Origin of the sequence: Herpetosiphon gulosus, from assembly GCF_039545135.1 — a bacterium.
Lineage (GTDB): Bacteria > Chloroflexota > Chloroflexia > Chloroflexales > Herpetosiphonaceae > Herpetosiphon > Herpetosiphon gulosus.
The window spans coordinates 191,004-214,036 of record NZ_BAABRU010000004.1 but is presented as its reverse complement, the minus strand read 5'-3'; the positions used below and the strand labels follow the sequence as shown (position 1 = coordinate 214,036).

Genomic DNA, 23,033 nt, shown 5'->3' with positions numbered 1-23,033 from the left:
TCGCCAACATGTGGCTCTAACTCCCGATAGCAAATTGTTACGGGGGTGTCATTATGTTGGCGAAAGTTTGGAGCTGCGCCGTTGTGGGTTTAGATGGCGCGTTAGTTGAAGTCGAAGTTGATCTCAGTCGTGGCCTGCCATCATTCACAATTGTCGGCTTGCCCGATACCGCTGTGCAGGAGGCCAAAGAGCGAGTGCGAGCAGCAGTGCGCAACAGCGGCGGCTCGTTTCCCGATTCGCGGCTCACCGTCAATTTGGCTCCAGCCGATTTACGCAAAGCTGGCCCAGCCTACGATTTACCAATAGCCGTCGGCATTTTGTTAGCCTCAGGCCAAATTGCTGCCGATGTAAGCCAAGCCTTGTTTGTCGGCGAACTATCGCTTGATGGCGCAGTGCGGCATACTGATGGCATCTTACCAATGGTCACAATTGCGCGGCGCGAAGGCTTGCAAACCGCCTATGTGCCCCATTGCGATGCAGCCGAAGCGGCCTTGCTCAGTGGCATTACCGTTATTCCAGTGCGTTCAATCGTCGATATTGCCGCCCATCTCAATGGCGAGCGCTACATCGAAGCCTACGAGGGCCAGCCCCCAGCCGCCGAAAGCCTGAGCTATAACGTTGATTTTGCCGATGTCAAAGGCCAAGAACACGTGAAACGCGCTTTGGAAGTGGCCGCAGCTGGTGGGCATAATGTCTTGATGAGCGGCCCGCCTGGTTCTGGCAAAACCTTACTCGCCCGCTGCGTACCTTCAATTTTGCCGCCGCTCAGCCTCGACGAAGCCTTAGATGTGACCAAAATTTATTCAGTTAAAGGCTTGTTGCCCAACGACATGCCCTTTATTCGTACCCGACCATTTCGTGCGCCGCACCACACAATTTCTAATGCTGGCTTGGTTGGCGGTGGCCGCACGCCTCAGCCAGGCGAGATTTCGCTGGCTCATCGAGGGGTGTTATTTCTCGACGAAATGCCGGAATTTAGCCAACAAGTGCTCGAAGTGCTGCGCCAGCCGCTCGAAGATCATACGGTAGTGCTTAGTCGGGCAGCGGGCACGCTAACATTCCCGGCAAACTTTGTGCTAATAGGAGCCATGAATCCTTGCCCATGTGGCTACTATAGCGACCCCACCCGCCAATGCGTTTGCCCGCCAGCCGCAATTGCCCGTTATCAAAAACGCATCTCAGGGCCATTGCTCGATCGGATTGATATTCATATTGAAGTGCCACGGCTGGAGTATGAAAAACTTGCGAGTGTGCGTAGTAGCGAGCCATCGGAGCAAATTCGTGATCGCGTGGTTTTAGCTCGTCAACGCCAAGCCGAGCGTTTTGGCAAACACCATATATTGACCAATAGTGATATGGGGCCAGCCCAGTTACGCCATGCCTGCGAGCTAGATTCGGCGAGCCAAAGCTTGATGAAAGCCGCCATGCGACAATTACAACTCTCAGCCCGTAGTTATCATCGCGTGCTTAAATTGGCCCGAACCATCGCCGATTTAGCCAATCTTGCGCAAATTCAACCAGCGCATTTAGCCGAAGCACTCCAATATCGTCCGCGCCGAACCGAATAACGGCTGGTGGTAACATCTGCTAACCAACACAGCGATTGACATCACCCATCAGCCACGTACAATCATCAGTAACCGATTGATTGATCATACAGCGCTTGCTGGTTGCTGGGCAAGCACGTATATACGTGCCAACGAGGGTATTGTTGGCTGAAGGATGGATGTGATGCTGGCACAAGCACCGAAACAATTGGGAAATTTGCGCCATTTAGAGTTGCGGCGCATGTTTCAATATGTCTATCCCTATCGCTGGCGCTTAGGCTTGGCGCTGCTGTGTTTGGCAATTTCCAGTGGCATTGGCCTGGTTATGCCATTAGCAATTCGCAATTTGGTTGAAACGGTCAAAGATGCTTCAAGCACCGCCGCCTTAGACAACGTTGCGATTGGCTTGATGGGTGTATTTATTGCCCAAATGGTGTTTAACTATATTCAAGGCTATTTTTTGACCTACGTTGGCGAACGAGCAGTCGCCGACTTGCGAATTGAGGTCTATTCGCATTTACAACGGCTGTCGTTGGCCTTTTTCAGCGAACGCCGTGTCGGCGAATTAACTTCACGGGTCACCAACGATGTTACGGTGATTCAGGGGATCGGCACAAATGCGGTTGCCGCGTTTCTGCAAAATGGTATTACCTTTATCGGTAGCTTCATTATGATGATTAATCTCAGTTGGCAACTAACTGCGATTACCCTATTGCTGATTCCCTTGTTGATTGTGCTGGCGATTATCTATGGCCGTCGGATTCGCAATATGTCCACCGAAGTCCAAGATCGCATGGCTGAAGCCTCATCGGTGCTGGAAGAAACCATCTCTGGCGTGCGAATCGTGCAATCATTTGCCCGTGAGCCATACGAAGTTGAGCGATTTAGCGGAGCAATTGAACATGCGTTTTCGGCCTCGATGCGCCGGACCAAAACTCGTGCTCAGTTTGTGCCAATTGTCTCGTTTTCGGGCTTTGGGGCATTGGTGTTTGTGCTTTGGTTTGGTGGTCGTCAAGTATTAAATGGCACGATGCAGCTTGGCGATTTAATCGCTTTCTTGTTGTATGCTGCCGTGATTGCTGGCTCGCTGGGCACATTTACCAGCTTGTACAGCCAATTGCAAGAGGCACTTGGTTCGACTGCCCGGGTATTCGGCATTTTGGATACAGCTCCCGAAATCGCCAGCAAAACCAATGCAATCAACTTACCGCCAATCGAAGGCGAAATTTATTTAGAAGATGTATCGTTTAACTATGGCGAAAGCAATACCCCTGTTTTGAGCAACATCAACCTCAAAGTTGAGCCTGGCGAGGTTATGGCGATTGTCGGGCCAAGTGGTTCTGGCAAATCAACTTTAGTTAATCTCATTCCACGTTTTTACGATGTAACCGCGGGGCGAATTACGGTTGATGGCTTTGATATTCGCGATGTCGATTTGCCCTCGTTACGCTCCCAGATTGGGATTGTGCCGCAAGAAACCCTATTATTCAGTGGTACGATTGCCGATAATATTCGTTATGGCAACCTTGATGCGCCGATGGAAGCAGTGATTGAAGCTGCCCAGGCTGCCAATGCCCATGAATTTATTAGCAATTTCGAGGGTGGCTACGAATCGATCGTCGGCGAACGTGGGATTAAACTCTCTGGTGGGCAACGTCAGCGCGTCGCAATTGCTCGGGCTTTGCTCAAAAACCCGCGCATTTTAATTCTCGATGAAGCAACGTCGGCCATGGATAGCGAATCGGAAGGTTTGGTCCAAGAAGCCTTAGAACGCTTGATGCAAGGTCGCACGACTTTTGTGATTGCCCATCGACTTTCGACCGTCAAAAATGCCACGCGAATTGCCGTGATTGAGGCGGGCAAAGTAACCGAGCTTGGCAGCCATAGCGAGCTTTTGACCCAAGCTGGTACATACGCTCGTTTGTATCAATTGCAATTTGAAACCAACGAAAGTACTGGATCTGTGCTAACAGAGTATTAAAATTAGCAAGATTACGCCAAAATAGGACAATCGATGCTTGCCGTTAAGATAAGTTAGCGTATACTATAAAGACGTATTATGATGCTTTTAACCCACTCTGTGTGGCTATTCTGCCACAGCGAAATGAGGGATTTTTGATATGACCCGAGAAAAAGACCGCCCTCGTACAGGAACCGAGCGCACTTTACCGTTGGTGGTATTGGGCGAAATTGTGATCATGCCGCACATGACTGTGCCGCTCCAGGTTGGGCAGGGCAAGTCTTATCGGGCCATGGAACAAGCTATGGAAGACGATCAACATGTTTTGTTGATCTTTGTTTCTGAGGCTGAAATTGAAGCTTATAAAGGCCACGAACCCCAACAACTACCCAAAGTTGGCGTGGTCGCTCGCTTGGAAGATTTCTCCCAATTGCCCGATGGCACGGTAAAAATTGTGCTCGAAGGGATTACCCGCGCTGAGATTGTTGATTGTGTTCAGAGCGATCCCTTCTATCGTGTAGCTTGCCGCTACTTGCCCGATCAAGAACCCAAGGGCATCGAAGTCGATGCCTTGATGGATACGGTCAAACAGCAAATTACTGAATTTGTCGATTATTTAGGCGAAATTCCTCAAGAAGCAGTTGCCTTTGTGCACCGCATTACGACACCTGGCCATTTGGCCGATTTGGTGACCTACGGCCCCGCTTTCTCATTCCAAGATCGCTTGGAATTGTTGAATGAAATGGAGCCATTGGCACGTTTGAATCGGGTGCAGGTGATCTTGGCCCGTCAATTAGAGCTGTTGCGGCTCCGCGCCAAAATTCAATCCGACACCAAAGAAGTGCTTGATCAAGGTCAAAAAGAGTATTTCTTGCGCGAGCAAATGCGGGTAATTCGCCGCGAATTAGGCGAAGATGACGATGGTGATGATCCAATTGATGAATTGCGCCGCAAAGTCAATGAACTCAACGCGCCGCAATATGTCAAAGATCAAGCTTTGCACGAAATTAAGCGTCTCGCCCAACAAGGCATGAATTCGCCCGAGGCTGGCGTGATTCGCACCTACCTTGATTGGATTATTGCTTTGCCATGGAATGCTGATCAAGTCGCCGCAATTTCGTTGGTGCAATCGCGCCAAGTGCTTGACGAAGATCACTATGGCTTGGAAAAAGTCAAAGAGCGGATTTTGGAATATCTGGCGGTGCGCAAGCTCGCTGGTAGCAAAATGCGTTCACCAATTTTGTGCTTCGTCGGCCCGCCAGGGGTTGGTAAAACCAGCCTTGGGCGCTCGATTGCTCGCGCCTTGGATCGCCCATTCGTGCGTCAGTCGCTGGGTGGTGTACACGACGAGGCCGAAATTCGCGGCCACCGCCGCACCTACATCGGAGCCATGCCAGGCCGGATTATTCAAGGCATGAAAACCTCCAAATCGCGTCAAGCAGTCTTTATGCTTGATGAAATTGACAAAATTGGCAATGATTTCCGGGGCGACCCAACTTCGGCACTGCTAGAAGTGCTTGATCCGGAGCAAAACAACACCTTCTCAGATCACTATTTGGAAATTCCGTTTGATTTGAGCCAAGTAGTGTTTGTGGCAACCGCCAACCAACTTGAGCCAATTCCAGCGCCACTGCGCGACCGCATGGAAATTATCGAGATTGGCGGTTATACCGAGGATGAAAAACTAGCGATTGCTCAAGGCTTCTTGTTGCCCAAGCAACGCGAGTTCCATGGCCTCGAAAGCAGCCAGTTGGAATTAACCGATGCTGCGATCTTGAAGTTGATTCGTGAATATACCCGCGAAGCTGGTGTGCGTAACCTTGAGCGCGAAGTTGCGGCCTTGTGTCGCAAAATTGCCCGCAAGGTAGCTGAATCGCAGGATGAAGAAGCACCGCAAGAAGGCAAGAAGCGCCGCAAGAAGGCCAAAAAAGTCGAGCCAACCAAGTTCTTGATTGACGCTGCTGATGTGCCAATCTACCTTGGGCCTGAACATTTCAGTTTTGGCATGGCCGAAGTTGCTGATCAAATTGGGGTAGCGACTGGGGTTGCTTGGACACCAACGGGTGGTGATATTCTTTCGTTCGAAGTCTTGCCATTGACTGGCAAAGGCGAATTGCGCCTCACTGGTCAATTGGGCGATGTAATGAAGGAATCGGCTCAGGCAGCGATGTCGTATGTGCGTTATCGTGCCAAAGAGTTGGGCATTGAGCCAAATTACTTTGACGAGCATTCGATCCATATCCACGTGCCCGAAGGTGCAGTGCCCAAGGATGGCCCATCGGCTGGGATTACCCTGACGATTGCGTTGATTTCCGCTATGACTGGTCGGGCTGTGCGCCGCGATGTAGCCATGACTGGCGAAGTCACTTTGCGCGGGCGGGTCTTGCCAATTGGTGGCTTGAAAGAAAAAACCTTGGCAGCCCATCGCGCAGGCATCAAAACCTTCATTTTGCCCAAGGAAAACGCCAAAGATATTGTTGATCTGCCCGAAAAGGTGCGTCAAGATCTGCAATTGATTCCGGTTGAAACCATGGACGAAGTGCTGACAATTGCGCTGATGCCATTTATTCGCCAAGACGTTATCGCCAGCTAAATTAAGCTGATCGCAATCAAAAACGCCCCTTGCCTCGATATTGAGGTGAGGGGTAGTTTTTTAAGGATGAATTATGAGGGATGAAGGATGAAACGCAGGGTAGAGATCAGAGATTAGAAATTAGCATTTAACGCAGAGGCGCAGAGAAAAATGAGGAGATTAGATGTCAGCAGTCAGGGGTCAGGACGTTGGAATAAGCAGTCTTCGCGCTCTTCGCGTTCTTCGTGGTTTCAATCTTCGTGTCCTTCGTGGATCAGGATTATGGGCTGAATATACGATTAGATTCAAATATTTCGTGCTTTGATAAAGTCATAGAGTTTTATAATTATCTGTTGAGTTGATTCTGGTAGTGCCTGAAATAACTCCAGATGCCTCAATTGACGTTCCTCTGTGTCTAATTTTGCTAATTCTGCATCGGTTAATGGATTAATATACTTAAGTGCTCTTTTGCAGAAATCTAGTTTTTGAGTAATAGTTCCTGATCCACTACTATAACAACCTCTACGAGATTGTGCTCCTTTAATTATAAGATCCTTAATAAAATTCCCTAATGGCTCATTTTGATAATCTGCATATATAAAAGAATTTAATTCGGGTTTTGGGTTTTGCTTAGTTGTTTCATACTCAATTACAACTGAGCGAATAACTTCTGGCGGTAGGCTATTTTCAATTTCACGACAGGGTAAAATGATTAGACGATCGCCTAGTTTAGCCTGAAGTTGCTGCTTACGATCTAATTTTTTCTGCTCATCATCTTGATCGATAATAACAATTGCTTTGGCGCATAAACGATCTACGATAATAGGATGCTCTTCCATATCCAAGAATGAAAAATGGTTAATATTATCGCCACCATATTCGACAAAAGCATAATGAATATCTTCTTCGAGCTTGGGTTTTGGGTTTGGCAAAGTTTCCATATACATTCGGAGCATTTCACGCAAATACCAACGGTCGGTTATTCCCTCAACCCAAATTGTGGCATTAACCAACAAGACTGATGAATTTCGTACCCCCAATAATTCTAAGGAGCTGCTCTGATTGTTATCAACATTCTCAACAACAAATTGTGGCATTTGGTCATCGTCGCTGCTGGTAAGCAATTTTCGAAAGCTATAGATTGAAATTTCAGGAATATCAATCGTAATATCTAGCAAATGATTAGAATGGGTTGTCATAAAGAACAAGTGGCGATCTAAAGAATGATAAAACTCCAGAATTTTGCGCTGCATGCTGGGGTGTAGAAAAAGCTCTGGTTCTTCGATAAAGAAAATGCAATTCTCAAGACTTACAAATGGCAAGAAAGTCAAGATAATTGCTGATTGAATCCCATCGCCAAGCTCATGGATTGGCCGTTCAAGCTCATTACCGATTTTAACCACCACAATCTTTTGTTCTTCGCTTGGAATTAGCGTAACTTCTTTGCCTTCAAACAGGCTATTCGAGATAAATTCTTGATATTTTCTAATTTTTGTACGCTGATCATTATTACCAAGCAAATAATGGCGTAGTTCTTGATAAAGCCCTAAACCTGTGAAAATTTCAGGTTTATGTTCAGCATCTTTAAAATAGCTTTGAATAGTTTGCATCTTATAAAAATCAGTATAGTTGCTGTTTAAGGGTCGCAAGCCACGGATAGTTGGGATATAGATATTTTTTGTTAGATTTAATTGAGTAGATTTTAAAATTTCAACTATTTCTTTTGAAATATTTTTAATGTCTTTAAGTTGATCATATATTGAATTGTATTCTGATAAATGATTAAATACATCAAAAATATTTTGATAGTTAGTACTTGTATTTGTATTATTTTTAGTTATCAGTTTCGATTTTAATTTCGTGAGGAAGGAAGTATCATATTTGCTAATTTGTGTATGTCCTATGAAAGTATAAGTACTGATAATTTTATCAATAGCATTTCCTATAGTACGATTGATAAAATCAACATCTCTTAATCGAACTGAAAAATTGGTTGTTTCAGTTAACAAGCGCATAAATCTACTTTTACCTGAATTATTCGTACCAACTAAAATATTGACCCGTGAGAGGCTATCGAGTTGAGTCAAAGGAACTAAGGTTGGAGTATCTGCTTCGTTATCATCAATACGCTGAACCAAATACGGGTCTTGTTTATCATCTTTACGTTTTAAGTTGGGCAGATATAAGGTTTCAATTTGCTGCATACATTTACCCCAAGGCTTGAAGGCTGCTGACTGTCAACTATATTCAGGCGCGGGTTGCTTGTCAATCGGGCAGATTGCTGATTAAACGAAAGTAACTCAGCAGGCTTGGCAGCAGCGAGGCGGGGGAATGATTGGGTGGCTGCTGCCTGATTCATGGTACGAGGTATTAAGCGGCAAAAAAAGCTTGAATGCAGTCGATCACCTGATCAACTTCGGCATCGCTTAGCTCAGGGTAGCATGGCAACGACAGAATTTCATTGCTCAGCGCTTCGGTGATCGGCAAATGCACATCCTGATAGCGCTCGGCCCAAGCTGGCTGTTGATGGTCGGCGATTGGGTAATGCACGTCGCTGCCGATGCCTGCTGCTTGCAAATGTTGGCGCAGGGCATTGCGTTGTTCGGCGGCAACCCGCACCACATACAAATGCTGGACATGCTGAGCATTATCGAGCTGTGGGCATTGCAGCGGAGTTGCGGCTAAGCCAGCGTTATAACGGGCAGCAAGCGCTTGACGGCGGCTATTTTGGGCATCAAGATGAGCTAATTTGACCCGCAAAATAGCTGCTTGAAGTTCATCGAGACGGCTGTTGGTGCCTTTTTCGAGGGTTACTTGATATTTATTGGCCCAGCCATAGGTGCGCAATTGCTTGATTTGGGCGGCCAAGCCATCGTCGTTGGTAATAATTGCCCCGCCATCGCCCAACGCGCCCAAATTTTTGGTTGGATAGAACGAAAATGTGGCTAAAGCGCCGAATGTGCCGACGTGCTGGCCTTGGTAGCGTGCCCCGTGGGCTTGAGCACAATCTTCGAGCACTGGTAATTGATGGTCAGCGGCAATCGCCAAAATCGCCGAAAGATCAGCAACCTGACCATACAAATGCACCGGCACAATCACTTTGGTGCGTGGGGTAATCGCGGCGGCCAATTGGCTGGGATCAAGCGTATAACTCGCTGAATCAACATCGACATAACGTGGGGTTGCGCCAACGGTATGGGTGGCGAAGGTGGTGTAACTGCCAGCATTGGCCACGGTCAACACTTCGTCGCCAGCTTGCAAGCCCAAGGCACGGAGGCCTAAAATCAAGGCATCAGTGCCAGTTGCTAGGCTAATGCAATGGCGTGCGCCACAATATTCTGCCCATTCTGCTTCAAAGGCGCGAACTTCTGGACCTAAAACAAACCAACCGCTGCGCAACACCCGGGTGCTGGCTGCTTCGATCTCCTCGGCCATAGTGGCGACATGTCGCCCAAGGTCGTTAAATGCGATCGACATTACTCTGCTCCAAAAAGAACAGCCTCGCTACTGCGAGGCTGCGAATTAACAGCGATGGGCCAACTTTAACCGAGAGCAGGCTGGTTCGTCAAGCGGTGCGGCTGCGGCTTTCGCGACTTTCATCATAGCCTAGTTTGATCCAGCCTTGTTGAATAGCGTGAATAACGGCCATCGTGCGGTCGTTGACTTGGAGCTTGCTGAGAATTGAGGTGATATGGTTTTTGACGGTTTGGCCACTGATCGACAGCTGGTTGGCAATTTCTTTGTTGGAAAGACCACGCGCGATACAATCGAGAATTTCAATTTCGCGGCTGGTCAATGGGGCAAACATCGACGAGGTATCTTCGCTGTTGTTGGCAACATTCGAAAGCTCACGGAATTGGTTGAGCACGCGGGTGGCCACATGCGGCTTGGACATAACGCTTTCGTTGATCACATAACGGCCATGAGCCACATCGCGAATCATGCCGACGAGCTGGGTGGGATCGATTTCCTTGGAAGCGTAAGCGGCAGCGCCAGCCTTGATTGCGTTGAACAATTGTTCATCATCGTCGTGAATGCTAAGTACGATAATGCCCATGCGTGGAGCGCGGCGTTTGAGCACGCGAGCAACTTCCAAACCATTCAAGCCAGGCAAATTAATATCCAGCAACACAACATTGGGACTGAGGGTTTCGGTAAGCTTGATAGCCTCAGCGCCATTTTCTGCTTGACCAATCACCTCAATATCTTTTTCTTGGCCGAGGCTCCAGCAGATGCCTTGGCGAAAAAGTGGGTGATCATCGATGATAAGAACACGAATTAGCTCCATGGGTATCTCCTTCTGGATGAGCTTAGATGGTAATCCGGATGGTAACTTCAGTGCCAGCCCCGGGGCGTGAAGCAATTGCAAAATCTCCGCCAAGTAAGGCGACTCGTTCGCGCATACTGGTCAATCCCCAACTCTCTTTGCCAGAGCGCCGCACAACTTCTCGTGGATCAAAGCCCGGGCCATCGTCGCGGATGGTGACGATCAGCAGGTTGCCTTGCAACATACTGCGGATCAAAACATTGGCATTGCGAGCATGTTTATGAATATTTTGCAATGCTTCTTGTGTTACCCGATAGAGCACAATCTCAGCTTCAGCCGGAAGGCGGTTTGGCCAGTGGAGCAGGTCAATCGTAACTTTGACCTTGGTCGTTTGTTGGTATTTTTGAACATAATCAGCGAGGGCAGTTGGGAAGCCTTGGTCGAGCGCACCTGGCCGTAAATCGGCGATAAAGCCGCGAACTTCATGCAAGCCTTGGCGAGCGGCGCTACGCAATTCGTGCAAAAATGGCTCCATCTGCGGCGAATTACTTTGATGCAGATTCATGGCATGTTCCAAGCCCATCAGCACGTTCGCTAAAACTTGGGCTGGCCCATCGTGGACTTCACGGGCCAGGCGTAAGCGTTCGTCTTCGCGGCCTTGGATAATTTGACCACGTAAGGCCAAAGCCCACGGGTCATTTTGTTGGCCAATTGTGGTTGTGCCACTGAGGCTGGTGCTGCTCATTTCGATCTGGCGAATCAATTGTTCGAGCCGCTTGAGGGCTTCGGCGGTGGCACTGGTTTCAGCATCGAGGTTGGCCATTTTGCTGCGCAGTTCGGCCTCTTGTTGGCGCAAACGCCCGACCGCTGGTGTGCCAAGTTGCTCAGCGAAGGTGCGCTGAACCGCTAGCTCATCGGCAGTTCGATACATCTGGCGACCTTGCTGGGCAATCGCCGTATGGCGCTCACGCAGTTGGGCGGCCTCACCTCGCAAGGCCTGCAAGGCATTTGCCAATTGGGTCTGTGCTTGTGCAAGTAACGCTGCTGCATCGGCCACAAGGACTTCCTTCCTACATGGTGCTAGTTCTGAGATCTGAAGTATAGCACGCTGTACGGGTGATGCAACAGCCGATTGGCTATAGGAATAGGGGTGATTTTACTAGTTGTATGTGATTGCAATTTAGCGCTAATTGATCAATCGATTTTTAGTGTGACCACACTGTATCGGTCATGATTGGGGTTGCAATATGACGGAATAGCATTCTTTTTCTTGTCAAGAACCTATTCCGTCGTATATTAGAGCTGCTGATTAATGTGTCTGGATATACTAATTGTTGGTTTAAACCCTATACCACATCGACAACCCAGGTAATCCCAAAACGATCGGTAAGCATGCCAAATAGCTGCGCCCAAGGTGTTTGGGCAAGCGGCTCGATGATTGTTGCCTGCTCAACCAGTTTTGCCCACAGCTCCATAACCTCGTTAACCTGTTGCCCACGGAGCGAGATAAAGAATGATGCTTGGGTCAGGGTTAGGCCATTGGCGCGAGATGTCACGGTCTGTAGCGCTGCTGGCTGCTCTGTGGTTGGAATATCGTAGGCCATCAAGCCGAAACCGCTGGTCGTCGTTACTTGTCCCCACATGATCGTATCAGCGATCGGCGTGTCTTTTGGTGCACCAACATCAGCGTAGGTCGTAAGCACCAACTCTCCTCCAAACACAGTTTGATAAAACTCAAGCGCTTGACGGGCATTGCCATGAAAGTTGAGATGGGGGGTTACTGCGATTGTCATAATTGCTCCTTGGTCATTCACGGCTGGCACTATTTGCTATGCCAGTCGTTGATAAATCGGTTTTACTCTGTGAGTATAGAGTATAATGCGGTCAGAATCAGACCTAATTAATCCAAGGAGCTATAAATCGATGTATAGCCCAACAACCCGCTTGCTAACCATCCTTGAACTCTTACAATCGCACCAGCGGATGCGCGGTGCTCAACTTGCCAGCCGCCTCGAAATTAGCCAACGAACAGTGCGCCGCTATGTGGTGATGTTGCAAGATATGGGCATTCCGATTGAGGCTGAGCGCGGCCCTGATGGTGCTTACTATCTTGGGCGCGGCTATACCATCCCGCCCCTGATGATTAATCCGGCTGAGGCCATGGCACTGGTATTGGGATTACGCATGATTCAGGCTTTGCAATTTCCAGCTGATGCGACCGCAATCGAGGGTGCAATCGCCAAACTTGAACGGGTTATGCCAACAATTCTGCTTGATCAGGTAAGGGCTTTCCAAGAGGCGATTACGTTTCATGTTGCTCCACCGCCTGCCTTTTTGCAGCCAAGCATCGTCGCCAGCTTAAGTGTGGCGGTGCATACGCGACAGCAGGTATGGCTGAGCTATCAAACATACAATGGCGAGGAATCGGCACGGGTGTTTGATCCCTATGGAATAGTCTATTATCAGGGGTACTGGTACTGCGTTGGCTATTGTCACCAACGCAATGATCTGCGCACATTTCGCATTGATCGCATTCAAGCCTTGAAGTTGCTCAATCAGCCATTTGAGCATCCCCAAGACTTCGATGCGTTACAACACATGCACACTACGTTGGCCACCATGGCAGGGCCATATGCGGTTGAGGTTATTTTTGCAGCAACTATCGAACAGGTGCGCCATGTGCTGCCACCAGCGGCTGGAACCTTTGAGGAAAGCGACGTTGGGATTATTTGGCGGCGGGAAACCTACGAATTAACCTCGATTGCCCACCGCTTGTTACAGATCGATCTGTCAGCTACGATTCGGCAACCAGCTGAATTGAAGGCGCTTATGCATGAGTTTGCAGCGAAGGCGCTCCGCATGACACTCTGATGCTTTGGTAGATGGGCACATTTGTTTATTTAAATGGATATTCCATCTACTCAATTGCAACGAAGCACGGCTTAGCGCATCGTGACGACGACCTTGCCTTTGGCTCGGCCTGTTTCAACGTAATCCAAGGCCTCTTTGGTTGCTTCGAAGGCAAAGCTCCGATCCACAACCGGCTGGATAATTTCAGCGTCGATCAACGAACTAAGCTCGCCGAGCTGCTCACCGCTCGCCCGCATAAACAGAAATGAATAGCGTACCTGCTGTTGTTGAGCTTTTTTGCGAATGCGATAGCTCAAAACGCCCAAAAGCATGCGAACGGGCCACTTCGCGCCAATTTCTTGGGCAAACGCGGGATCAGGTGGTCCCGAAATCGAGATCAACGTTCCGCCAGGTTTTAACACGCGAAGCGATTTTTCGATGATTGTTCCCTCTTGACTATTCAGGACCACATCATAGTCCTTCAGGATTGTTTCGAAATCCTCGGTCTTGTAATCAATCACAATATCGGCCCCGAGGCGCTTCACAAAATCAAAATTTGCCTTGCTCGTGGTTGTCGCGACAATCGCACCCACATGTTTGGCCAGCTGAATTGCAATTGTCCCAACCCCACCGGAACCTGCCTGAATGAAAACTTTTTGCCCTTTTTTGAGCTGTGCTTGTTCAATCAAGGCTTGCCAAGCAGTCAGGCCAACCAGCGGAAAGGAAGCCGCTTCGGCCATGCTCAGTTCTTTTGGTTTGATCGCGACATCTGCTTCGTTGATTGCAATAAATTCGGCAAAAGTCCCAATGCGGTCGGCAGCTGGCCGAGCATAAACCGCATCGCCCAGCTTGAATCGCTGCACCTTTGCTCCAACCTTAACCACAACCCCAGCGACATCATTGCCCAAAATGAGCGGGAAGCGATATGGCAAGATGGCTTTGAACGCGCCGTCCCTGATTTTGGTATCCAACGGGTTAACTCCAGCAGCGTGGATCTGAATCAATAGATCAGTATCCCGCAGTTCTGGAATTGGCAGATCGCCAGTCCGCACCCGATCCTTGTTGCCATAGCGCTCAATGAAGAAGGCTTTCATCATACGGTTTTGCTCCTATCGTTGGATGTGGCGCTGCTGATGGGAATTTCTTTTCCCATCAGCGTGCTGCCGTTCGCAGTGTATGAGACTAGGCAGCGGTCTTTTCACTGCTGAACAAGCGGCGTTTGAGCGCCTCAAATGCTGCCTCTGGAAGCACTCGTTGCAGCATCAGGACTATTTTTCCATCCCGTCCAACGGGGTAGCGTAGCCGGGGCTGGCTCGTGGCTGCTTGCAGGATCGCGCGAGCCACTGCGCCAGGCTCCAGACCTTTCTTGGTATTCGTGGCGAAGCTTTGTTGGGCACGTTGGCGACCTGGGGAATAGTCGCCAATCAGGGTAGTCGGCGGCTGCGCGACGAACGGCGTATTCACATAGCTTGGCTCGACCAACGAGACGCTCACGCCGAATTGCCGAACCTCGGCACTAAGGGATTCACTCAGGCCTTCCAAGGCAAATTTGCTTGCACTATACAGGCCACCATATGGAGGCGCAATATGTCCGACAATCGAGCTAACATTGATAATGTGTCCGCTGCCTTGCTGGCGCATAATCGGCATTACCGCCTTGATCATGCGGATAATACCGAACAGATTAGTATCGAACTGAGCCTGCACATCGGCAATACTACTTTCCTCAACCGCCCCAACCTGCATATAGCCTGCATTATTGATAAGGATGTCAAGCCGTCCGGTCTGGCCGAGCAGCGATTGAACCGCTGCATATACCGAATCGTCCGATCGGACATCCAGCGGTAGCCAAGTAAATGAGTGCTTGTGCGAAATCGGGTTGCGGCTCGTGCCGAAGACCCGAAATCCATTGGCGGCTAGTAATTCTGCTGTTGCTTGCCCAATCCCTGATGATGCGCCCGTGATGAGCACAACCTTTTGCTGCGATGTCATTAATTTGTTCCTTTATGAATGGTAATGTTTGAATGATTATTCAAACATGAAATCAAAAAAATTTAGTTTAAAATCGATAACGCTGTTTTTACGATATCGTCGAACATTCCCCGCTGTTGCTGGCTCCGCGCCAGCACGCGCAGGCTGACAAAGGTTGCTACCAAGAAATGCGCTAATTGATGGGGATCGTGTTGCCACGAGAGTTCACCCGCAACCTGCGCTTTGATCAGCAGCCGATAGAGTGCTTCTTCGAACTCATTCAATGCTGACTGGATAATCTCGTTAACGGCATGATCATGCGGAGCAATTTCTAAGGATGCATTAACCAAAAAACATCCACGCCGCGCTGGGTCGTGCAGCAAAGCATCAACTTGGGCTTGGAAAAGCTGGCCTAATACAACTTGGAGTGAGCCAGTTTGCTCCAAAATAGCCGTAGTCTGGGCTTTAATAGCGGCAGTATACTGGTTAAGAGCCGCTAGGTACAGTGCATGTTTATCGCCAAACGTTCCATAGAGACTACCGCGCCCGATTCCCGTAACGTGGACGAGATCTTCAATTGATAGCCCTTCGTAACCACGTTCCCAAAAGGCGTTCATGGCTTTTTCGAGAACCCGTTGAGGCTCAAATGCTTTCTTTCCTGCCATAAGTCGTCTTATACTCCTCTTTAAAATCGAGTATAGCACATGTTGGAATGATAAGTCAATGATCATAACTGGAAGCACTAACGCAGATCGTGCTCATTTGATTGTGCTAAGAATTGAGGCGCGGTAGTTTTAACATCAAACGCTTTCGAGCAGCTATCAACAAGGGCCAACTTGCCTGTTTGCTTGGGCGATCCAATGCGAATCCCCTCTAGGGGTTGAGTGTCAAGGGTTTTCAGCTGACTATCAGTGCTAAATAGCCCATTCTAACGATTGAGATGGCTTGATCGGGGTGCTACAATAGGATGACAATGCTGCTGCACAAGAGGCTGAATTCATGGTTTGTCCACGCTGTTCAACCGAATTGAAAACTGGGGCACGCTTTTGCCCCAAGTGTGGTGCTGGTCTGCCCCGTTGGACTGGCCGCCTTGCCAATGGCGATGTATTGATTGATCGCTATGTGGTGGTGCGCCCGTTGGCCCGTGGTGGCATGGGTGCGGTTTATTTGGCAACCGATCGGCGGCTTGGTGATGCTCCGGTTGCACTCAAAGAGATGACAGGTTTGCATCAACCAGGCGATACCGATGCTTGGGAACGCGCAGTTGGCGAGTTTCGGCGTGAGGCTTCGCTCTTGGCGCGGCTAAGCCACCCCAATTTGCCACGCGTGATCGACCAATTTCGCCATGACGAAAATGAATTTTTGGTGATGGAATACGTCGAGGGCCAAACGCTCCGCGCCGAAATGGAAGGCCGCACTGAGCCATTGGCCTTGGAAACGGTGATCGATTGGATGCGCCAATTAACTACCGTGCTGCAATATTTACATAATCAAAATCCACCGATTATTTATCGTGATCTCAAACCACCAAATATTATGCTGCGCCCTGATGGCCGGATTGCCCTGATCGATTTTGGCATCGCTCGCTTGTTCAAACATGGTCAAGAAGGCGATACGGTGATTTATGGCACGCCTGGTTATGCGCCGCCTGAGCAATATGGCTTCGGCCAAACCGACCATCGCTCGGATATTTATAGTTTGGCGATGGTGATTCACGAATTGTTGACCCGTTTTGAGCCAGCCAAACGTGAGAGTACTCGCCCGCCGTTGGCGCATAATTTGCGTAGCGCCGTGCCAGCTGCTTTGAGCGAGGTGCTACATCGCGCCATGCACCCTGAGCCTGATGAGCGTTATCAATCGATGCGTGATTTTCAGATGGCAGTCGATCATTCATTAAATCAGGTTGCCGCCTTGCCCGAAGCCACGGTGCTGCATCAAGCGACGCTTGCCAAACCCAAACCCTCAAATTGGTGGTGGCTAGCAATGGCCTTGATTGGCATTGGTTTGATTGGCTTCTTGCTGGCCCGCACGTTTGGCGTGTTTGAACCCGATGTTCAGCCAACCAGCGTGGCCCAAATTACCCCCAGCCTCGCTGAGCCAACTCCGATCGAGGCGACAGTCGTGCCAATCGTGATTGGGCCAGCTCCGCCGGGGATGCTGGCGATTCCAGGTGGCACATTTGTGATTGGCAGCGATGCTGGCTCGCCCAACGAGCAGCCAGTTGGCCGTGGCTATCTGCCAACTTTTTATATTGATCGCACTGAAGTGACGGTAGCGGCCTATCGTGCCTGTGTCGAGCAACAACGCTGTAGCGAGCCAGTTGATCGTAGTTCGCTGACGGTTACTGATTATTATGATAACGCTCAATATGCTGAATACCCGATGATTAATGTTTCGTGGCAACAAGCCTTGACCTACTGCCAAGCCCAAAATAAACGCTTGCCCAGCGAGGCCGAGTGGGAGCGGGCGGCGCGGGGCACTGACGGTCGTATCTATCCATGGGGCAACCAGTGGGATGCCAGTTTGCTGAATGCTTGGGGCGCTGGGGTTGCTGGCGATACCCAAGCGGTTGGCAGTTATCCCAATGGTGCTACGCCTGAAGGCGTTTTAGATTTAGCAGGCAATGTTTGGGAATGGACGAGCAGTCTTGATTTGCCCTACCCCTACAATGCTGCTGATGGTCGCGAAGTGCCAACCCAGCCTGGCTCGCGAATTGTGCGCGGTAGTTTTAGTGGCACGAATCCTGAGAATGCTCGGGCGGCGGTGCGCGAACGGCGTGACCCTGAATTGCCCTTGAATATTATTGGCTTTCGCTGCGTCACCAATGATTTTTATGTGCCCGAAGGCATGGATTTTATTGCAGGTGGGCGCTGGACGATGGGCGCGACCGCCGAAGATTTGGCGCATTACAAAGAAGTCTATAGCTGGCAAGGCTTACAAAACGAAGAACCAGCAACCCCAATTTCGACCACGGCCTTTTATCTTGATCGTACTGAAGTGACCAACCAAGCCTATGCTGAATTTATTAATGCAACCGATCGTGCTGTCCCGACCAATTCATTTGATCCGGTTGGGCTTTCGTTGTGGCTGCCAGATCGCACAGTGCCAATCTCGCTGAGCCAACATCCAGTTGTTAATGTAACTTGGGATGATGCCCGCAGCTATTGCGAATGGCGTGGCAAGCGCTTGCCGACCGAAGCCGAATGGGAACGAGCAGCGCGTGGCGATCAACGCACGATTTTCCCATGGGGCGATCAAGCTGACGCGAGTTTGCTCAACAACAAGGATTTTGGGCCAGGCCGAACCATGCCTGTTGGCACATTGCCAAACGCTGGCCCCTATGGCACACTAGATCTTGCAGGCAACGTGTGGGAATGGACGCAATCGCTGTATATTCCCTATCCCTATCATCCCAATGATGGGCGCGAGTTGCCGACTGGCGCAGGTTCGCGGGTGTTGCGCGGTGGTTCGTGGTTCGATGATCTGATGTCGGCGCATACCACAGGCCGCAATTCGTTCCGTCCCGACCTTGCCAATATCAATGTTGGTTTTCGGTGTGCACAGGCTGTTGCACCATAAGCTAGATGTGTTAGGAATGCATGAACATTATCAATTTAGAAACTATTTCCAAAGCCTATGGCCCTAAAGTGTTGTTTGAAAATATTTCCTTGGGCTTAGCAAGCGGCGATCGAATTGGCTTAATCGGGGTCAATGGCAGTGGTAAATCGACCTTATTAAAAATTGCTGCTGGTTTAGAACAACCAGATACTGGCCGCGTAACCTTGCGCAAAGATTGCCGAATCGGCTATTTGGCTCAAGATCCGCCGATGGATGCCAACCAAACGGTGTTGGACTATGTTTATGCGGCGGCGGGCGAAGGCGCAAATTTGCTCAGCCAATATACCCTCGCCAGCGTGCAGCTTGAGCAAGACCCCAACGATGCTAAAGCGCTGGCGGCTGTGGCCGAGTTGAGCGAACGTTTGACCACGCTTGATGCTTGGGATACCGAGTTGAGTGCTCGCACGGTGCTTTCGCGGCTCGGTATTACCACGCTTGATGCCCCACTTGGCACGCTCTCTGGCGGCCAACGCAAGCGCGTGGCAATGGCACGAGTGCTGATCGAAAAGCCCGATTTGCTAATTCTCGATGAGCCAACCAACCATATCGACCCAACCACTGTGGCTTGGCTGGAAGGTTATTTAGCCAATTTGCAAGGCGCGTTGCTGCTGATCACCCACGATCGCTATTTCTTGGATCGGGTGGTGACGGCGATTGTTGAGCTTGAAGATCATCAACTCTTTTCCTACCCTGGTAATTACGAGCGTTTTGTGGTCGAGCGAATTGAGCGCGAACGCCAACGCGCCAAGGCTGAACTTGACCATCGCAACGAGGTGCGCCGTGAGTTGGCTTGGCTGCGTCAAGGTGCGCAAGCCCGAACCACTAAACAACAAGCCCGCGTTGATCGCGCCAATGCCTTGATCAACCAAGAGCGTCGTCAAGAACGTGGCACATTGGAGCTTGAATCGAGCGGACGGCGGATTGGCAAAAAGCTGATCGAAATGCATGGGGTAAATAAGCAAATTGCTGGCAAAACCTTGCTGCACAATTTTGAATATCAACTTACTCGCGACGATCGTTTGGGAATTATCGGTCCCAACGGGGTTGGCAAATCGACCTTACTCAATTTAATCGCAGGCCGTTTGCAGCCTGATAGCGGCGAATTGGTGGTGGGTGAAACCATCCATGTGGCCTATTACGATCAAAGTAGCAGCGATCTCAACCCCAACCAACGCTTGATTGATTATGTCAGCGATGGTGCTGAGTTAGTGCAAACAGGCGAGGGTTTGCGTACCGCCAGCCAAATGCTTGAGCGCTTCTTATTCCCCAATAATCAGCATTGGGATTATATCCACAGCTTGTCGGGGGGCGAACGCCGCCGCCTTTATTTATTGCGAACCTTGATGCGTAACCCCAATGTGCTGCTGCTCGACGAACCCAGCAACGATCTTGATGTGCAGACGATTGCGATTTTGGAAGAATATATTGAGCAATTTAATGGTGCAGTGATTATCGTCTCGCACGATCGGGCGTTTCTCGATAACACGGTTGATCATTTGCTGATTTTCGAGGGCGATGGCAAGGTACGCCACTTTCCAGGCGACTACTCGGCTTATCGTGAAGTCTACGAACGCGAACAAGCCGCGCTCAAAGCTGTAACCAAACCGTCAACTCAAGAGCGCCCGCGCGAGCAAAAACCGCGTAAACTGGGCTTCAAAGAGCAACGCGAATTGAGCGAACTCGAAAAAACCATCGCCAAACTGGAAGCCCGCCAAAACGAATTGAATGAAGCATTGAATAATGCAGGCAGCGATTATCAAGCCTATACCCGTTTGCACAATGAACTTGAGCAGGTCAGCCAAAGCTTAGAACAAAGCTACGAACGCTGGATGGAACTTTCTGAGCTAGCGTCAGCTTCGTAATTTTCAGCGCATGGAGCACAGGAATGCAAGCAACACCCGAACTAATTTTGATTGTGGATGATCAAACCACCAATGTGATGGTGTTACAGCGGATGTTGGAACGCGCTGGTTATGCCACTGCCTGTGCTCGTAGCGGCTTCGAAGCCTTGACCATGCTCGAACAACAAGTCCCCGATTTGATTTTGCTTGACGTGATGATGCCGGAGATGGATGGCTATCAAACGCTTCAGGCAATTCGTGAGCGCAATCATCTGCCATTTATTCCAATTATCTTTGTTTCGGCCAAACAAACCACCGCCGACACGGTAACTGGTTTGGATTTGGGCGCTGATGATTACGTTACCAAGCCCGTTAATCGTGATGAATTGTTGGCTCGAATGCGGGTGCTGCTGCGCCTGAAGCATACACGGCGGGCATTGCATCGTGAACAAGAACGTTTGCGCTTTCTCTATCGGGTTTCGCAAACCTTGCATCGCTCATTGGATATTGATCAAGTGCTGCCCGAAGCCTTGAATGCGATCAATGAACTGCTGGGAGCCAGCCGTGGTAGCGTGTTGCTGCTCGATGATCAAAATCGGGTTTGGCGGCGGATCTTGTTTCGGCCACATTTGCCGCCTGCCGAGGCTGAGCAAGCGATTCAGGCGGTGTTGCGTGAAGGCTTGGCTTCATATGCCTTGCGTACTGGCGAAGTCCAAATTGTCGAAGATGCCCAGAATGATCCCCGCTGGAAGCATTTTTATGATGATCGTGAGGAAATTGGCTCGGCACTGGCCTTGCCATTGCATAATTATGCCCAAAATACGATCATTGGGGTGTTTATCTTGGTGCATCCTCAGCGCAATTTCTTCCGCACCGAGCTAGAAACCTTGATCAAAGCCCTGACTGATCAATTAAGCGTCGCCTTAACCAACGCTGCGGTTTACACCCGTTTGCGCGAAGCTGAAGATAGCCGCGATGGTTTTATTCAGATGCTGACCCACGACTTACGCGCACCGTTGGCGGGCATGGTTGGCTGCTTTGATGCCTTGATGACCACCCAACTTGATGATGATGGCAAATTGTTTGTCGAGCTTGGTTTTCGAGCCGGAGCTGCCCAACAACGCCTGATTGATGATTTGCTCGATGTGTATAAGGCTGAGGCAGGCCGCTTGATGCTTAGCCAAGAAACCACCAGCCTGCAACGTTTGGGTGAATTGTTGAGTGAGCAAGTCTTGGGGATCACGGTTGAGCAACAACTGAGCTTTGAACTTGATCTACCAGCTGAACCATTGGTGGTGCTTGATGAGCATAAAATGGTACGGGTATTGGCCAATTTGGTGAGCAATGGCATCAAATGGACGCGACCAGGTGGTACAATTCGCGTCGTTGGCACGATTGATCAAGTGCAGCAACTGATTACCCTGAACGTGAGCGATACGGGGCAGGGAATTGCTGCCGAAGATATTCCGCATATTTTCGATAAATTTTATCAAGGCCGTACTACAGCCCAATCACGGGGCACTGGGTTGGGCTTGACCTTTTGTAATTTAGCAGTTGGTGCTCATGGCGGCACAATTAGCGTAGATAGCCAAGTAGGCAAGGGGACGACTGTCACCGTGCAGCTACCTTGGAAGGAGTAACACCCGATGCCAGCACGATGGCGTATTCTTGTAGTTGATGATGACACGATTATTCGCCGCACGCTCGTGAGCAATTTGCTTAACGATGGTTTTGAGGTGATGGCGGCAGAATCAGGCCAATCGGCGCTAACGATGGTTGAAAGTTCATGGCCTGATCTGGCGATTCTCGATTTGATGATGCCTGGCATGACCGGTTTTGAGTTGTCAGACCGTTTGCGGCGCTATGTGGAAATTCCAGTGATTATGCTGACCTCAATTTCCGATGAGGCTACCACCGTGCGCGGCCTCGAACAGCATGCCGATGATTATATGACCAAGCCCTACCGCTACCCTGAATTGCGAGCGCGGGTTAACAAGCTGCTGACTAAATCGTATGAAGGTGGCTTGCATCCGGGCGAGTTGGTCGTAATTGACGAAGATCTTTCAGTCAATTTTGGTCAACATATTCTGTTGCGCAAAGGCGAGGCGATTCCGTTGGAGCCGATTGAGCTACGGGTGTTGTATTTGCTGTTGCAAACTCCAACTGTGGCGGTGGCAACCACGACCCTGTTGCGTAAGGCTTGGGGTTTGGGCGAAGAGGGCGATCAATCCTCGTTGTGGGTGCGAATTCGCTCGTTGCGCACCAAACTTGAGGACAACCCATCCAAGCCAATCTACTTAAAAACCGTGCGAGGCGTGGGTTACGTGTTCGACGTGCAACCACGGCGCGGCTTGTAATCTTACTCGTAAACTTACATTCTTATAGTGGTGGTGATGGTTGCCCAAAT

The 23,033-nt window shown here is 49.8% G+C and carries 16 protein-coding genes; 8 read left to right on the top strand and 8 right to left on the bottom strand.

Annotated features, from left to right (window positions below; genetic code table 11):
• Positions 1-53: 53 nt before the first annotated feature.
• From ABEB26_RS06730 to lon, 3 genes are all read left to right on the top strand, one after another.
• Positions 54-1,568: a YifB family Mg chelatase-like AAA ATPase gene (locus ABEB26_RS06730; RefSeq protein ID WP_345721200.1), complete on the top strand. Its 1,515-nt coding sequence runs from the start codon at positions 54-56 to the stop codon at positions 1,566-1,568.
• A 163-nt stretch (positions 1,569-1,731) separates the two neighbouring features.
• Positions 1,732-3,528 carry an ABC transporter ATP-binding protein gene (locus tag ABEB26_RS06725; protein WP_345721199.1) on the top strand — a complete coding sequence of 599 codons (1,797 nt, stop codon included), beginning with the start codon at positions 1,732-1,734 and terminating at the stop codon, positions 3,526-3,528.
• Positions 3,529-3,667: 139 nt separating this feature from the next.
• The gene (lon, locus tag ABEB26_RS06720) at positions 3,668-6,100 is read left to right on the top strand and encodes an endopeptidase La (RefSeq protein ID WP_345721197.1); all 2,433 of its coding nucleotides are present in this window, start codon (positions 3,668-3,670) and stop codon (positions 6,098-6,100) included.
• Positions 6,101-6,384: 284 nt separating this feature from the next.
• On the opposite strand, the gene ABEB26_RS06715 is transcribed toward lon, so the two are convergent.
• The 5 genes from ABEB26_RS06715 to ABEB26_RS06695 all read right to left on the bottom strand — a co-directional run bounded on the left by ABEB26_RS06715 (position 6,385) and on the right by ABEB26_RS06695 (position 12,139).
• Positions 6,385-8,283: an ATP-dependent nuclease gene (locus tag ABEB26_RS06715; protein WP_345721196.1), complete on the bottom strand. Its 1,899-nt coding sequence runs from the start codon at positions 8,281-8,283 to the stop codon at positions 6,385-6,387.
• Positions 8,284-8,449: 166 nt separating this feature from the next.
• Positions 8,450-9,556 (bottom strand): DegT/DnrJ/EryC1/StrS family aminotransferase, encoded by a 1,107-nt coding sequence (locus ABEB26_RS06710; protein ID WP_345721195.1) that lies wholly within the window; start codon positions 9,554-9,556, stop codon positions 8,450-8,452.
• A gap of 88 nt (positions 9,557-9,644) precedes the next feature.
• The gene (locus ABEB26_RS06705) at positions 9,645-10,367 is read right to left on the bottom strand and encodes a response regulator (RefSeq protein WP_012188266.1); all 723 of its coding nucleotides are present in this window, start codon (positions 10,365-10,367) and stop codon (positions 9,645-9,647) included.
• 22 nt (positions 10,368-10,389) lie between these two features.
• On the bottom strand, positions 10,390-11,403 hold the full coding sequence (locus tag ABEB26_RS06700; RefSeq protein ID WP_345721194.1) for a sensor histidine kinase: 1,014 nt from the start codon (positions 11,401-11,403) through the stop codon (positions 10,390-10,392).
• A 289-nt stretch (positions 11,404-11,692) separates the two neighbouring features.
• Positions 11,693-12,139 carry a VOC family protein gene (locus ABEB26_RS06695; protein WP_345721193.1) on the bottom strand — a complete coding sequence of 149 codons (447 nt, stop codon included), beginning with the start codon at positions 12,137-12,139 and terminating at the stop codon, positions 11,693-11,695.
• A gap of 130 nt (positions 12,140-12,269) precedes the next feature.
• Between ABEB26_RS06695 and ABEB26_RS06690 the strand changes: the two genes are divergently transcribed.
• Positions 12,270-13,217: a helix-turn-helix transcriptional regulator gene (locus ABEB26_RS06690; RefSeq protein WP_345721192.1), complete on the top strand. Its 948-nt coding sequence runs from the start codon at positions 12,270-12,272 to the stop codon at positions 13,215-13,217.
• Between the two features lie 71 nt (positions 13,218-13,288).
• On the opposite strand, the gene ABEB26_RS06685 is transcribed toward ABEB26_RS06690, so the two are convergent.
• The 3 genes from ABEB26_RS06685 to ABEB26_RS06675 all read right to left on the bottom strand — a co-directional run bounded on the left by ABEB26_RS06685 (position 13,289) and on the right by ABEB26_RS06675 (position 15,832).
• On the bottom strand, positions 13,289-14,290 hold the full coding sequence (locus ABEB26_RS06685) for an NADP-dependent oxidoreductase (protein ID WP_345721384.1): 1,002 nt from the start codon (positions 14,288-14,290) through the stop codon (positions 13,289-13,291).
• 88 nt (positions 14,291-14,378) lie between these two features.
• Complete coding sequence (locus ABEB26_RS06680; RefSeq protein ID WP_345721191.1) at positions 14,379-15,188, bottom strand: SDR family NAD(P)-dependent oxidoreductase; 810 nt, start codon at positions 15,186-15,188, stop codon at positions 14,379-14,381.
• A gap of 62 nt (positions 15,189-15,250) precedes the next feature.
• Positions 15,251-15,832, bottom strand: coding sequence for a TetR/AcrR family transcriptional regulator (locus ABEB26_RS06675; protein WP_345721190.1), 582 nt, complete (start codon positions 15,830-15,832; stop codon positions 15,251-15,253).
• A gap of 334 nt (positions 15,833-16,166) precedes the next feature.
• Between ABEB26_RS06675 and ABEB26_RS06670 the strand changes: the two genes are divergently transcribed.
• Genes ABEB26_RS06670 through ABEB26_RS06655 form a run of 4 tightly spaced genes read left to right on the top strand, consistent with a single transcriptional unit; the run spans position 16,167 to position 22,983 of the window.
• Positions 16,167-18,746 carry an SUMF1/EgtB/PvdO family nonheme iron enzyme gene (locus ABEB26_RS06670; RefSeq protein WP_345721189.1) on the top strand — a complete coding sequence of 860 codons (2,580 nt, stop codon included), beginning with the start codon at positions 16,167-16,169 and terminating at the stop codon, positions 18,744-18,746.
• A gap of 20 nt (positions 18,747-18,766) precedes the next feature.
• Positions 18,767-20,647 (top strand): ABC-F family ATP-binding cassette domain-containing protein, encoded by a 1,881-nt coding sequence (locus tag ABEB26_RS06665; RefSeq protein ID WP_345721188.1) that lies wholly within the window; start codon positions 18,767-18,769, stop codon positions 20,645-20,647.
• Positions 20,648-20,670: 23 nt separating this feature from the next.
• Positions 20,671-22,266 carry a response regulator gene (locus ABEB26_RS06660; RefSeq protein WP_345721187.1) on the top strand — a complete coding sequence of 532 codons (1,596 nt, stop codon included), beginning with the start codon at positions 20,671-20,673 and terminating at the stop codon, positions 22,264-22,266.
• A 6-nt stretch (positions 22,267-22,272) separates the two neighbouring features.
• The gene (locus ABEB26_RS06655) at positions 22,273-22,983 is read left to right on the top strand and encodes a response regulator transcription factor (protein ID WP_012188276.1); all 711 of its coding nucleotides are present in this window, start codon (positions 22,273-22,275) and stop codon (positions 22,981-22,983) included.
• Positions 22,984-23,033: the final 50 nt, after the last annotated feature.

Bases quoted from the DNA above. Each gene is read 5' to 3' on its own strand.
- ABEB26_RS06685 (WP_345721384.1), bottom strand. From the start codon at position 14,290: ATGAAAGCCTTCTTCATTGAGCGCTATGGCAACAAGGATCGGGTGCGG.
- ABEB26_RS06710 (WP_345721195.1), bottom strand. From the start codon at position 9,556: ATGTCGATCGCATTTAACGACCTTGGGCGACATGTCGCCACTATGGCC.
- ABEB26_RS06675 (WP_345721190.1), bottom strand. From the start codon at position 15,832: ATGGCAGGAAAGAAAGCATTTGAGCCTCAACGGGTTCTCGAAAAAGCC.
- ABEB26_RS06655 (WP_012188276.1), top strand. From the start codon at position 22,273: ATGCCAGCACGATGGCGTATTCTTGTAGTTGATGATGACACGATTATT.
- lon (WP_345721197.1), top strand. From the start codon at position 3,668: ATGACCCGAGAAAAAGACCGCCCTCGTACAGGAACCGAGCGCACTTTA.
- ABEB26_RS06695 (WP_345721193.1), bottom strand. From the start codon at position 12,139: ATGACAATCGCAGTAACCCCCCATCTCAACTTTCATGGCAATGCCCGT.
- ABEB26_RS06730 (WP_345721200.1), top strand. From the start codon at position 54: ATGTTGGCGAAAGTTTGGAGCTGCGCCGTTGTGGGTTTAGATGGCGCG.
- ABEB26_RS06715 (WP_345721196.1), bottom strand. From the start codon at position 8,283: ATGCAGCAAATTGAAACCTTATATCTGCCCAACTTAAAACGTAAAGAT.
- ABEB26_RS06680 (WP_345721191.1), bottom strand. From the start codon at position 15,188: ATGACATCGCAGCAAAAGGTTGTGCTCATCACGGGCGCATCATCAGGG.
- ABEB26_RS06660 (WP_345721187.1), top strand. From the start codon at position 20,671: ATGCAAGCAACACCCGAACTAATTTTGATTGTGGATGATCAAACCACC.
- ABEB26_RS06690 (WP_345721192.1), top strand. From the start codon at position 12,270: ATGTATAGCCCAACAACCCGCTTGCTAACCATCCTTGAACTCTTACAA.
- ABEB26_RS06725 (WP_345721199.1), top strand. From the start codon at position 1,732: ATGCTGGCACAAGCACCGAAACAATTGGGAAATTTGCGCCATTTAGAG.
- ABEB26_RS06670 (WP_345721189.1), top strand. From the start codon at position 16,167: ATGGTTTGTCCACGCTGTTCAACCGAATTGAAAACTGGGGCACGCTTT.
- ABEB26_RS06665 (WP_345721188.1), top strand. From the start codon at position 18,767: ATGAACATTATCAATTTAGAAACTATTTCCAAAGCCTATGGCCCTAAA.
- ABEB26_RS06705 (WP_012188266.1), bottom strand. From the start codon at position 10,367: ATGGAGCTAATTCGTGTTCTTATCATCGATGATCACCCACTTTTTCGC.